This window comes from Bacillus cereus group sp. MYBK101-2 (assembly GCF_051918845.1).
Classification (GTDB): Bacteria; Bacillota; Bacilli; order Bacillales; family Bacillaceae_G; genus Bacillus_A; species Bacillus_A paranthracis.
Window position 1 is genome coordinate 1 of sequence record NZ_JBQAIE010000026.1, and the last position, 12576, is coordinate 12576.

Genomic DNA, 12576 nt, shown 5'->3' on the forward strand with positions numbered 1-12576 from the left:
GAAGCTAGCTTCACTTTTCACATACCAAATCATTATAAATTCATACTGGATAAACCAATGTATTGGGCCTTATCAAATTACACAGACTTCTTGACGGAACCAATATATCGACCACAACCTGAATTATATCAGCGATTATTGAAATATATCGACTTACCGACAATTAACGACGAAATTCGCCCGCTATTTGAAAGACGCAACCTACCGCTCCAAAACAATTCGCTGCTTCGTAATTTCAGCCAACCTTCCGTGGTCTACTTCATACTCAGTATCAACGCTTTGCGGTACAATCACTTTCCCTCCCTCAAGCGTCACTTCTGGTGAAATAATATCCTTCTCCCAATGTCTACTAGAAGCGGATATATCTCCTGGAATCGTAAAGTTCGGCAATGAGGCAAGCGCAACATTTTGCGCTCGTGAAATTCCCATCTCCACCATACCTCCGCACCAAACGGGTATGTTATGTTCCATACAATAATTATGAATTTGAATCGATTCGGTTAATCCGCCCACTCGCCCTGGTTTAATATTAACGATGCGGCAACTGCCAAGCGTAATCGCAACGCGTGCGTCTTCTACACTATGGATACTTTCGTCTAAACAAATCGGCGTTTCAATCTTCTTCTGCAGCTGTGCATGATCAAGAAAATCGTAATCCGCTAGCGGTTGCTCAATCATCATCAATTGAAATTCATCTAATCGTTTCAATTTCTCCGTATCCGCTAATGTATAGGCTGAATTTGCATCAGCCATTAACGGGATGTGCGGGAACTCTTTACGAATCTCTTTCAATAATTCATAATCATGCTCTGGCTTTATTTTCACTTTAAAACGCTCGTATCCTTCTTCTGCATACTTCTCGATTTGTTTTAACATAACCGGAATTGTATTGATACCAATCACAACACCGACTTCAATTTCAGCCTTCGTTCCGCCAAGCACTGTCGCTAACGATTTGTTTTGACGCTTCGCATATAAATTCCAAACAGCCCCTTCAATTCCCGCCTTTGCCATTCGGTTTCTTTTTATATGCTGGAACAAACTTGGCACTTCATTCGGATGAGAAATTTCAGCCTTTAATAAATCCGGTAATAAAAAGTCTTGCAGTACATGCAGCGCCGTCTTCACTGTTTCTTCCGTATACCACGGTTCAGAAAACGCAACAACTTCGCCAAATCCAATGTACCCGTCCTCATCTTCTAATTCAATGACGATACTCTCACGCTTTTCATACGTTCCGTAGCTTGCAGCAAACGGGATGACGAGTGGCATTTCCGTTATATGAAGTGTCGCTTTTTTTATCTCCACTTACATCTCCTCCACTAATTGTCTTAACTCTCGTCTTAACAATTTTTTCGAAGCATTTCGTGGTAATTCCTCTAAGAACCACGCTTTTTTCGGCACTTTATATTTCGCTAATTTCTCCTCGCAAAAATGAAGAATTTCTTCTTCTGTTATCTCTCCACTTTTTACAACAAAAGCAGCGGGTACTTGTCCCCATTTATCATCAGTCATGCCGACAACACCAGCTTCCGCTACCATCGGATGAGAAAGCAACACTTCTTCAATTTGAGCCGGATATATATTCTCTCCGCCAGAAATGATTAAATCACTGCGTCGATCTAATACGTATAAAAATCCTTCTTCATCTAAATAACCGAGGTCACCAGTATGAAGCCATCCGTTTTGAATAGTTTCGCGCGTCGCATCTTCACGGTTAAAGTAACCGCCTGTTACATTTGGTCCTTTTACTACGATTTCGCCTTCTACTAACGGCGGTACTACTACGCCATCTTTTTCAATACGCAGTTGGCACTGAAATAGTGGTTTTCCAGCTGATCCTACTTTCGTTAACATGTAATCTGCGGATAACGTACAAATTTGAGACGACGTTTCTGTCATACCGTACGTTTGATATACAGGAATTCCTTTTTCTACACACGCTTCTAATAGTGGTTTCGGCGCTGGTCCTCCTCCAAGTAACATACATCGTAAAGAAGATGGATATGTCTCTCCTCCTAGTCTCTCTAATAAATCAGTTAACATTTTAGAAACGACAGAAATAATCGTTACGCCTCTCGTTTGAAGTGCTTTATGAATAAAATCCGCATCATATTTCGGAACGAGTAAAATGCGCATACCGTACATAATGTTTTTCATTAAAAGAGATAGCCCGCCAACGTGGAACATCGGCATACAAGCTAACCAGCAATCATCATCACGAAGTCCTAAATTAAGCGAAGAGCCAACCGCGCTTGCCCAATGATTGCCGTACGTTAAAATAACGCCTTTCGGTTTGCCTGTCGTCCCAGACGTATAAATAATCGTCATCGCTTCTTCTAAAGAGAACTCTTCTTGTATAGAGGCTTCCTCTTTTGGTCCATTCATTATGTCAGTGAATGAATAGACAGGAATATCTTTAGCCTCAAAATCTTGATCCGTCACTAAACAAATAACTTCAGCATCATGCATTTGCCAAAGTAGCTCTTCTCTTGAAAGACGCGTATTTAAAAGCACAGCTACTGCACCTACGTACGATAGGGCGTGAATAACTGTAATCATCTCCATACCATTTTTCATCAGAACAGCCACCTTTTGCCCACGCTTCACTCCTACATGCGTGAGGTGTCCACAAACAGATACTACTTTTTCATGTAGCTGCATAAAAGTAACTTTCTCTTCCTCTATTTCAATTGCAGTGCGATCTGGTGTTAAAAATGCACGTTGCATTAACCAATTTGGCATCGTCTCCATCATTCATTCTCCTTTCATGAAAGAAAGAGACTTGATATGACATCAAGTCTCTTAGTTGTTTTGTTTCCGGTTTGATCTTATCCAACGGGGCTAAACAGTCGGCTCCGCTTTTAAAGCATCCAGCTACAGCGGCTAGAACAGTCGGTCGTTTCACGCCTTCCTACGAGGCAAACAGCGCCTCTATGTCAGGAGTTCCAACGCCCTCTTGTTCTAAGCGAGCCGCTTCCGCTTTTGGTTTGATCACGGGAAACGAGGGAATTGACCGAAGTCCGGACTGCGTTTTTCTTTGAATGCGTCGCGACCTTCTTTTGCTTCGTCAGTTGTGTAGTACAATAACGTTGCATCTCCAGCTAGTTGTTGAATACCAGCTAGACCGTCTGTATCTGCGTTGAATGCAGCTTTTAGGAAACGAAGTGCCATTGGGCTGTTTGCTAAAATTTCTTCTGCCCATTGTACTGTTTCTGCTTCAAGTTGTTCTAATGGTACTACTGTATTTACTAAGCCCATATCAAGCGCTTCTTGCGCGTTGTATTGACGGCATAGGTACCAAATTTCGCGAGCTTTCTTGTGGCCTACCATACGAGCTAAGTAACCAGCTCCGTATCCACCGTCAAAGCTTCCTACTTTAGGACCTGTTTGTCCGAATACAGCGTTGTCTGCAGCAATTGTTAAGTCACATACGATATGAAGTACGTGCCCACCACCGATTGCATAACCTGCTACCATTGCGATAACTGGTTTAGGAATTGCGCGAATTAGACGTTGTAAGTCTAATACATTTAAACGAGGGATTTGGTCGTCACCTACATATCCACCATGACCGCGAACTTTTTGGTCGCCGCCAGAACAGAATGCACGTCCACCTTCACCTGTTAAAATGATAACGCCAACATTTGCATCATCACGAGCATGTGCAAAAGCGTCGATTAACTCCATTACCGTTTTAGGACGGAATGCGTTATGTACTTCAGGGCGGTTAATCGAAATCTTTGCGATACCATTGTATGTTGAATAAATAATATCTTCGTAATTGCCTTCTTTTACCCATTCAATAGCCATTACAACTACCTCCTTGTATATTTCTGATCTCCTCTATAAGTGTAACTTCATTCTTAACTGAAAAAAGCATCACTGCATAGTTTTTAGAAATCCCTTTACTATTGTATCAAACTTTTCCGGTTGTTCCACATGAATTGCATGGCCAGCACCATCAATTTTGACAAATTTCGCGTCAGAGACGCATTTTTCGATATTTTTTAATATACGAAAGAACTTTTCATCATGCTCACCGTTCATTAAAAGAACAGGCATTTTTAAGTTTTTCAGCTCATTCCACCATGAAGGCTGAGCCCCTGTTCCCATGCCGCGCAAGCTATTTGCAAGCCCTTTTGGATTGTTAGCAAGTCGCTCTTTTCGTACTGCTTCTTGTACGTTTTGTGCTAAACGTTTTTGCGTTTCAAACAGCGGAATACTTTCCCACATCGATACAAAACTTTCGATGCCTTCTCGCTCAATTTTCTGAGCAAGTCGCTCATCTTTTTCACAGCGTTCTTTTCGCTCATCTTCACTTTCAAGCCCAGCTGTACAATTTTCTAATAAAAGAGAACGTACATATTCTGGATATAGACACGCCATCGTAATCGCCAGTCTACCGCCCATTGAATAGCCAAGTATATGCGCTTTTTCAATATGAAGATAATCTAGTAGTTCTTTCATTTGCAACGCTACATTTCGAATATTATAATGCGTCACATCTTCAGGGCTTTCCGTTTTTCCGTGCCCAACAATGTCTACTAAAATGACTTGAAACTGCTCGCTCCAAGAAGGAATGAAGGAACGCCACGTTTCCATACTTCCCGTAAAACCATGAAGAAGTAGAAGTGGTTCTCCGCTTCCGACTACTTCATATTCATACGATACACCTTGCAGCGTTACGTTCATTTTGATTCACCTTGCAACGATGTAGTAATGACGTCCTGTGTTTTTGCCCATAACGTACGGTGCAATGTTAAGTTTTCATCACGGTTCGTACAAATTTCTACAACGTGTAAACCTTCTTTCGTTGCACCTTTTTGTACTTCTTCTCGGAACTGCTCCCAGCCATTTACACGGCTAAATGAACCACCGTACATTGTAACAACATGCTCATAATCAAGCCCAATTGGAGTTCCAAATAATGATTCGAAATGTTCCTTTTTCTCATATTGTGGTAAGAATGAGAAAATACCACCACCGTCATTATTTACAACGACAATCGTTATGTTTAATTCATGTAATTTTGCGGCTAGTAGTCCATTTAAATCGTGATAGAATGATAAATCACCAATCACTAATACGAGCGGATTGCAAATCATGCTCGCTCCTAAAGCTGTCGAAATGATTCCATCAATCCCATTTACACCGCGATTTGCCATTACTTGAATGTCTTTATCCGATGTGAAGAAGAAAGAATCTGTATCACGAATTGGCATACTATTACTTGCAAATAACGTTGCCCCTTCTGGTAATACGCGGACAATATCTGTAATGACTCTTCCTTCAAATGCCGTATCATATGTTTCCATTTCACGAAGTGTTTCCTTCGTTTTTTCGTTTATATGTTGCCACATTTGGGACCAATCATTCTTTTTCATAACTGGCATTTTTTCTATTAGTGCACTGCAAAATGCAATATCACTCGCTTGGACAACTTCTGTTGCAACGAGAGCTGGATCTCTCCATTGTCCTGATTCGTCAACAACGATATGAACAGCTTTCGTCTGTTTTTTAATGAACTGCGTTAATGCTTTCGAAACAGGCATACCACCGAAGCGAATTATAACTTCCGGCTTCCACGTTTCTTTTAACAGCTCATTTCGTAAAAATGTATCGTAACAGTCGATTACCATCGTTTTATCGTGGTGTCCACTACGAATGTTAGAAAGTGGATCCGCTAATATTGGATATCCCGTTTTTTCAGCTAGTTGCGTTGCAAACGTTGCGATTTCTGAATGACTATCATCTCCACAAATAATAAGCCCCTTTTCCATATGTGAAAGGCGCCCTACAAGAGAATCTACATATTCACTCGGCATCACCGCGTTCCCTCGCTGAACTACTCCTGTATATTCTCCGCGTCCTTTATCCCATAAACTTTCTAATGAGAAGTCCGGGATGAGCGGTTCGCGAACCGGAAAATTAAGATGAACAGGTCCTTGCGGTGCTAAAAGCGCGCTTGCTATCGTGCGCTGCGTTGTCATGCGAGCGTAATGATACATCGCCTCATTCGCTTCTGGAAGTGCCATCTCTGTAAATTGCTTCACAAACGTGCCGTATAAATTAATTTGATTCATCGCTTGTGGTGCACCGACATCTCTTAATTCATGCGGTCTATCTGCCGTTAAGACGATAAGCGGCACTCGCGAATGAAAAGCTTCACATACAGCTGGATAGTAGTTCGCTGCAGCCGTTCCTGACGTACATAATAATGCAACAGGACGTTTTTTCGCTTTTGCAATACCGAGCGCAAAAAATCCTGCAGATCTTTCATCTACATGTAAATATGTGTTCATTCCTTCATGTTGTTCCATTAGTAGAGCAATCGGCGTTGACCGTGAGCCTGGACTAATGACAACATCACATACATTTAGACGCGTCAGTTCATCCACGAACGCGCCTAAATAATATGATAATGCTTCTATATGATTGTTCATTTCATTAATTCCTCCAAAGCACCAAGCATCGGTCTAAACTTCAAACTTGTTTCTTCATATTCAAGTTGCGGTACTGAATCAATTACAATCCCGCAACCGGCAAATAAGGATGCTTTCTCTCCATTTAATAATCCGCAGCGAAGTGCAACCGCAAATTCACCATTTCCTTCATCATCTATCCAGCCAATCGGTGCACCATATAATCCTCTGTCTAACAATTCAACATCACGAATTAGTTTCATCGCTTCTAAACGAGGTGTCCCGCCAAGAGCTGGTGTTGGATGTAATTCTTCTACCATCGTTAAAAGACTCGCGTCGCCTTTTGCCTCTACAGGCGTATATAAATGAATTAAGTTTTTCGTTGTTAATAGACCGGGACTCTCCGGAATATTAACGGATTCGCAGTGCTCATTTAATACCGACCTGATCATGTTCACAACATAACCGTGTTCAGCTAAATTCTTTTCATCATGAAGAAGCGCATCACTATTTCGCTTACTTTCTTCTATAGATTGACCATGACCAGTTGAACCAGCAAGACACATTGAAGTAAACTTCTCATCTTCTTTACGAATTAATCTCTCTGGCGTCGCTCCTAAGAAGCATGCTCCTTTATAATCAAAAGAAAATACGTAACAATCTGGTTGCCCAATGCGAAGTGCTTCTAAAACAAGCGCAGAATCAATATGATGATCCATCTCTACTTTTAGCTCCCTCGCTAATACAACCTTCTGCACGTTCCCCTGCTTCATCTCATCTTGCACTTTCTCAATGGACTTCATCCAGCCTTTCGGATCCACTTCTACTTTAGAAGTAACTGTTAATTTCGATCCTTCTAGTGCACATTTACTCTCCTCAAAAATTTTCTCTTCTAAAGAAACAATTTCGTTATAAAGAGTTTCTGCACAATCTGTTGCTGAAACGAATGTATTCATTGTTAACCATGCTTTTTCATTTTTTACAGTTAATAAAAATGCCGGTAGTGAAAATGTCGTATCATCAAATTCTTTCCATAAATCTGTTTTCTCTTTTTCTTGGTCAAATGAAAATCCACCAAATAAAAGAGGACCTGTTCCAAATTCGTATCTTTCTCTTTGTACAAATGCTTTCTCTTTTACTTTATCCCACTCGTCACGAGCAGTTTGAAAGCGTTTGTGAGAAGCAGTTGCTATAGTGAAAACAGAACCAATTCCAGCAAATATTACATGCTGAGCTGGGTCTGCAAAATAACATCTATTTTCGAATGAGATCCTTTTTCCTGCTGCATAAAACAGAAGTGGATCCATCCAGTCTATTTTTTTTACAAAACTAACCAATATTTTTTCATCAGTTGCATGCTTAATGGCTGCACTTAGAACTTCCTGCAAGCCTTTTTGTTTCGTTTGAATCACAATTGTCTCCCCCCTATGGGCGAAAAATAGTCATAATTACGCTTGATTTTAAGATACACCTCAAACGAAAGGCCTGTCAACGTTTAGCATTTCTGAGAAATTCACCTTCTCTTCCTAGAAAATAAACGTTGACACTAAATGATGCTTTTTCTACACTTAGTTGTGTACAATATGTGACCAAAGGAGGATTCAACATGGAAATGAACGTCGAAACGAATTCCTCTCCTACGGCGCCAAAGCCAAGCAAGCAAACAGGCTGGCGCATTTGGTGGAGTTTACTACGTCCCCATACATTAACAGCAGCTTTCGTTCCTGTTTTCATCGGAACAGCCTATGCAATGCAGGTCGGAGGTATAAATCAAATACATCTCCCTCTTTTCCTTATAATGCTTCTTGCTTGTCTTCTCATTCAGGCAGCAACAAACATGTTTAATGAATACTTTGATTATAAAAGAGGACTTGATCACGAAGGTTCAGTCGGTATCGGCGGCGCTATCGTTCGCGATGGCATTCAGCCAAAAACAGTGCTTAACTTAGCATTTGGATTTTTCGGCATCGCAATACTATTAGGTGTTTATATTTGTATGAATTCTAGCTGGTGGCTTGCTGCAATCGGTCTTGTTTGTATGGCCGTTGCTTACCTTTATACAGGCGGTCCACTTCCAATTGCATATACACCATTTGGAGAGTTAACAGCCGGATTATTTATGGGTGTCATTATTATCGGGATTTCATTCTTTATTCAAACTGGAACTGTAACATCAGAAGTCGTTTTACTATCTATTCCAAGCTCCATTTTAATTGGTGCCATTTTACTAGCTAATAACATCCGTGACTTAGATGGCGATAAAGAAAACGGTCGTAAAACGTTAGCCATTCTCGTTGGACGCGAGCGAGCTGTTGGTGTACTTGCTTCTATGTTCATCGTTTCCTATATTTGGACAATTGCTTTAATTATCGTGGGCATCGTATCACCATGGATGCTGATCGTATTTTTAAGTGCACCGAAAGCATTTAAAGCGACGAAAGGCTTTATCGGCAAAAGCATTCCAATGGAAATGGTACCTGCGATGATAGCAACAGCAAAAACAAATACAATCTTCGGTCTCCTCATGGGAATCGGATTATTACTTGGATATTTCCTTTAAAAGGAGCTGCTAATGCGGCTCCTTTTTCATATACCAATTTCAGCTCATAATTCCTACTCGCAACGCTCATACTATGTAAAGAAACTGAATTGTAGGAAGGTGGACGACTATGTTAACTCCACAACAAATAAATCAATTTAAATCCGTTTTAGAAAAACAAAAACAAGAACTAGAGCAAACGATACAAACACACGAAAATGAAGATCGTGCATCTGAACGTGAATCTGTTGGAGAATTATCTAGCTATGATAACCATCCAGCTGATATGGCAACAGAGCTATATGAACGTGAAAAAGACTTCGGGCTTATTGAACTTTGGCATAAACAGCTTGAGGACACGAAACACGCCTTACAAAAAATAGAAGCGGGTACGTACGGCATTTGCGAAGTGTCTGGCGAAGAAATTCCATTTGAAAGATTAGAAGCAATGCCGACTGCTACAACATGCATCCAGCACGCGACAAATAAGTTAAATATGAATACGCGACCAGTTGAAGAAGAAGTGCTGTCTCCTTCTTTTCACAAACATGACGAAGATCGTTCTGTTGAATACGATGCAGAAGATGCATGGCAAGATGTTGCTAATTACGGAACATCTGAAACACCATCTGATTTAGAAAGACAAGATTCGAAAAACTATAATGGCATGTACGTAAATAGCGAAGAAAACGTAGGCTACGTAGAGGATTTCGAAAACTTTATCGGTACGGATATGCATGGGAAAAATCTGCAAGTTTTCGCTACGGAAGAGCATGAAGAATATGAACAAATGCTTGATGACTTTGAAGAGCGTACCTTTAAGGGCGAATTATCTTCAAATGAATCGAGTTCCAAAGAATAAAAAAAAGCATTCCGAAAATCGGAATGCTTTTTATCGCTAGCTAATTAGTTTTTTGTAACGTTAGCAGCTTGTGGTCCACGGTTACCTTCAACGATTTCGAAAGAAACTTCTTGACCTTCTTCTAAAGTTTTGAATCCGTCACCTTGGATAGCTGAGAAGTGAACGAATACATCGTCTCCACCTTCAACTTCGATGAAACCGAAACCTTTTTCGCTGTTGAACCATTTAACTTTACCTGTTTGCATGTCATGTACCTCCTAAATAAAAATGAAACTATGAATCCACATGAAAAGGTGGATATAAAGGACATGAATGTATAACAAGCTTACAGCCTTTAATTCAACGTGCTTTATTTCCGTACCACATTATGTAGCTCAATAGTGATTTCACTATATCACGCTATATCCAAAACGTCAAATGAGAACACTTTCATTCCACCATTTTTTTATGATTTTAATATAGTGTTGAATTTCCATATTCATATTTTATCCCGCCATTTACGGGCAGCTTGATTGGCGGGAACTGCTAATCCGTTTTGGATGCTCCCACTTTATTTAAAAATTAACAAAACTAAAGTATTCTAATCCTGTTAAATTCTGTACAATATAAGTATCTATTACATACGAGGTGAAAAAATGAGAGCACATGAAATCGAGTATAAATTATACGGCGATGATATGCAGTTTGTTGAAATTGAGTTAGACCCAGAAGAAAGCGTTATTGCAGAAGCTGGCGCAATGATGATGATGGAAGATTACATCGAAATGGAAACAATCTTCGGTGATGGTTCTGGCCCATCTGGAGGTTTATTCGGAAAATTAATGGGCGCTGGTAAGCGTCTCGTTACAGGGGAAAGCATGTTTATGACTGTATTTACAAATACAGGTCACGGCAAGCGTCACGTATCCTTTGCTGCTCCTTATCCGGGTAAAATTATTCCTGTAGATTTAACAGAATATCAAGGGAAAGTAGTTTGTCAAAAAGATGCGTTTCTTTGTGCCGCAAAAGGCGTTTCTATCGGCATTGAGTTTACGAAAAAAATAGGAACTGGTTTCTTCGGTGGTGAAGGTTTCATCATGCAAAAACTTGAAGGTGATGGACTTGCTTTCATGCACGCAGGCGGAACTGTATACAAACGTGAATTAAAGCATGGCGAAAAACTTCGCATTGATACAGGTTGTCTCGTTGCCATGACAAAAGACGTTAATTACGATGTCGAGTTCGTTGGAAAAGTAAAAACAGCTCTATTTGGCGGCGAAGGTTTATTCTTCGCAACGTTAGAAGGACCTGGAACAGTTTGGATTCAGTCCTTAACACTTAGCCGCTTAGCAGCACGTCTGACAAGCCCAGCAGCGCAAAGCACTGGTGAAGGTAGCGTTTTAGGTGGACTTGGTCGTTTATTAGATGGAAAAGAGTAAATAGGGCCCTTATAGGGCTCTTTTTATTTAGGTGGACTATACAAACCACTTCGAATCATATAATACTCCATCACTTCGTTAAGCCACACTTCTTCTCCTTGAAAACTCACCAATTGAATAGCCTTCTCTTTTGCTTATCTTACACTCCTCCTAACAGTATGTTTACAAAAATCATACTCCCTCACGTAACTGTAGTTTCAAGGTTTTTTTCTAAAAGAATGAATCAAGTCCCTCACTGCATATATTGAACTATACCTTTTCTTAAGGAGGCTCCCTTAATGCGTACTCCTTTATCCTTTGATAAAGATACTGCCATACTGTTAGCTTCTTGTTGTGAGTTAACGTATGAACAATATAAACAAAATGGGATTTTTGAAATACCAGATGGTTTTCAATATGTACAAGGTTTTCAAGGAAAAACCATTCAAACGACAGAATGGTTCGGATTCATACTAGAATCTGAGGATACCGTTATTGTAGCTTTTCGCGGGACACAAACAGATACAGACTGGATTATCGATTCACTCGTTAACCAAAAACCATATCCATATGCTTTAAATAGCGGAAATGTCCATAACGGCTTTCTTTCCATTTATGAATCTTGCCGAGATTCTATTATGGATATGCTCGTATCATTACCAGCCCATAAGAAACTTCTTGCAACAGGTCATAGTTTAGGCGGCGCGCTCGCTACACTACATATACTCGATGCGCGTATAAACACTGCCTTCGCACAGTACGGTCTGTATACATTTGCCTCCCCAAAAGTGGGAGATATCGCCTTTCGGAATTATTATAAACTGCAAGTAGCTAGTAGCTTTCGTTTCGTCAATTTATTTGATGTCGTTCCACTTCTTCCTCCTCGAAACATAAATTTTAATGACCAAGACTGGGAATATGCACACGTTCATCACAACATGACTTTTACAAAAAACACAAAATCGATTGCAAATAATCATGCCATGACAACATACAAAACATGTCTGACTTCTCATTTTTAACCAGTAAACAATTGGAAATAAAATATCCTTATAATATAATAATATATGAAATTATTTTTGGATGAGGGGACCTTACATGCTAAAATTTATCTTTGCACTTTTTCTCATTGTAATTTTTACGTTTACAGGTTTCTTTACATTTTCATACTTTGCGACAGGAGAATATGATGGAACAGGTATCATATATACTGCGATCCCCTTTCTTTCTTAAGCAAAAAAGAAAACCGAGCTTAATGAGTTTAAGCTCGGTTTATTTATTAGTGTTAAATTTTGTCGGTAAACCGATATATCTTAAAAATCGCCGATATAAATTTCATATAATCTTTTCCAA

At 39.9% G+C, this 12576-nt stretch carries 12 protein-coding genes; 5 read left to right on the plus strand and 7 right to left on the minus strand.

Annotated features, from left to right (window positions below; translation table 11 throughout):
- Nucleotides 1-201 precede the first annotated feature (201 nt).
- The 6 genes from menC to ACTFSI_RS27015 all read right to left on the minus strand — a co-directional run bounded on the left by menC (nt 202) and on the right by ACTFSI_RS27015 (nt 7837).
- Complete coding sequence (gene menC / locus ACTFSI_RS26990; protein ID WP_440045767.1) at nt 202-1308, minus strand: o-succinylbenzoate synthase; 1107 nt, start codon at nt 1306-1308, stop codon at nt 202-204.
- Nucleotides 1309-2754: an o-succinylbenzoate--CoA ligase gene (locus tag ACTFSI_RS26995; protein WP_440045768.1), complete on the minus strand. Its 1446-nt coding sequence runs from the start codon at nt 2752-2754 to the stop codon at nt 1309-1311.
- A 240-nt stretch (nt 2755-2994) separates the two neighbouring features.
- Complete coding sequence (menB, locus tag ACTFSI_RS27000; protein ID WP_000963875.1) at nt 2995-3813, minus strand: 1,4-dihydroxy-2-naphthoyl-CoA synthase; 819 nt, start codon at nt 3811-3813, stop codon at nt 2995-2997.
- 69 nt (nt 3814-3882) lie between these two features.
- Nucleotides 3883-4695 (minus strand): 2-succinyl-6-hydroxy-2,4-cyclohexadiene-1-carboxylate synthase, encoded by an 813-nt coding sequence (menH, locus tag ACTFSI_RS27005; protein ID WP_270364232.1) that lies wholly within the window; start codon nt 4693-4695, stop codon nt 3883-3885.
- On the minus strand, nt 4692-6446 hold the full coding sequence (gene menD / locus ACTFSI_RS27010) for a 2-succinyl-5-enolpyruvyl-6-hydroxy-3-cyclohexene-1-carboxylic-acid synthase (RefSeq protein WP_440045769.1): 1755 nt from the start codon (nt 6444-6446) through the stop codon (nt 4692-4694). The genes menH and menD overlap by 4 nt, the downstream gene beginning before the upstream one ends.
- Nucleotides 6443-7837 carry an isochorismate synthase gene (locus tag ACTFSI_RS27015; protein ID WP_044793638.1) on the minus strand — a complete coding sequence of 465 codons (1395 nt, stop codon included), beginning with the start codon at nt 7835-7837 and terminating at the stop codon, nt 6443-6445. Before ACTFSI_RS27015 ends, menD begins: the two co-directional genes overlap by 4 nt.
- Before the next feature lie 194 nt (nt 7838-8031).
- On the opposite strand from ACTFSI_RS27015, the gene ACTFSI_RS27020 reads away from it, so the two are divergent.
- Nucleotides 8032-8985, plus strand: coding sequence for a 1,4-dihydroxy-2-naphthoate polyprenyltransferase (locus tag ACTFSI_RS27020; protein WP_000425747.1), 954 nt, complete (start codon nt 8032-8034; stop codon nt 8983-8985).
- Nucleotides 8986-9094: 109 nt separating this feature from the next.
- Nucleotides 9095-9826, plus strand: coding sequence for a yteA family sporulation protein (locus ACTFSI_RS27025; protein ID WP_046199488.1), 732 nt, complete (start codon nt 9095-9097; stop codon nt 9824-9826).
- Nucleotides 9827-9870: 44 nt separating this feature from the next.
- On the opposite strand, the gene cspD is transcribed toward ACTFSI_RS27025, so the two are convergent.
- Nucleotides 9871-10071, minus strand: coding sequence for a cold-shock protein CspD (gene cspD / locus ACTFSI_RS27030; protein ID WP_001193054.1), 201 nt, complete (start codon nt 10069-10071; stop codon nt 9871-9873).
- A 390-nt stretch (nt 10072-10461) separates the two neighbouring features.
- Between cspD and ACTFSI_RS27035 the strand changes: the two genes are divergently transcribed.
- From ACTFSI_RS27035 to ACTFSI_RS27045, 3 genes are all read left to right on the plus strand, one after another.
- On the plus strand, nt 10462-11244 hold the full coding sequence (locus ACTFSI_RS27035; RefSeq protein ID WP_001201256.1) for a TIGR00266 family protein: 783 nt from the start codon (nt 10462-10464) through the stop codon (nt 11242-11244).
- 278 nt (nt 11245-11522) lie between these two features.
- Complete coding sequence (locus ACTFSI_RS27040; RefSeq protein WP_001260122.1) at nt 11523-12245, plus strand: lipase family protein; 723 nt, start codon at nt 11523-11525, stop codon at nt 12243-12245.
- Nucleotides 12246-12321: 76 nt separating this feature from the next.
- Nucleotides 12322-12456 (plus strand): hypothetical protein, encoded by a 135-nt coding sequence (locus ACTFSI_RS27045; protein WP_000911070.1) that lies wholly within the window; start codon nt 12322-12324, stop codon nt 12454-12456.
- Nucleotides 12457-12576: the final 120 nt, after the last annotated feature.

Excerpts from the sequence above, each read along its gene's own strand:
- ACTFSI_RS27045 (WP_000911070.1), top strand. The coding sequence starts at position 12,322 with ATGCTAAAATTTATCTTTGCACTTTTTCTCATTGTAATTTTTACGTTT.
- menD (WP_440045769.1), bottom strand. The coding sequence starts at position 6,446 with ATGAACAATCATATAGAAGCATTATCATATTATTTAGGCGCGTTCGTG.
- cspD (WP_001193054.1), bottom strand. The coding sequence starts at position 10,071 with ATGCAAACAGGTAAAGTTAAATGGTTCAACAGCGAAAAAGGTTTCGGT.
- menB (WP_000963875.1), bottom strand. The coding sequence starts at position 3,813 with ATGGCTATTGAATGGGTAAAAGAAGGCAATTACGAAGATATTATTTAT.
- ACTFSI_RS27035 (WP_001201256.1), top strand. The coding sequence starts at position 10,462 with ATGAGAGCACATGAAATCGAGTATAAATTATACGGCGATGATATGCAG.
- ACTFSI_RS27025 (WP_046199488.1), top strand. The coding sequence starts at position 9,095 with ATGTTAACTCCACAACAAATAAATCAATTTAAATCCGTTTTAGAAAAA.
- ACTFSI_RS27040 (WP_001260122.1), top strand. The coding sequence starts at position 11,523 with ATGCGTACTCCTTTATCCTTTGATAAAGATACTGCCATACTGTTAGCT.
- menH (WP_270364232.1), bottom strand. The coding sequence starts at position 4,695 with ATGAACGTAACGCTGCAAGGTGTATCGTATGAATATGAAGTAGTCGGA.
- ACTFSI_RS27020 (WP_000425747.1), top strand. The coding sequence starts at position 8,032 with ATGGAAATGAACGTCGAAACGAATTCCTCTCCTACGGCGCCAAAGCCA.
- ACTFSI_RS26995 (WP_440045768.1), bottom strand. The coding sequence starts at position 2,754 with ATGGAGACGATGCCAAATTGGTTAATGCAACGTGCATTTTTAACACCA.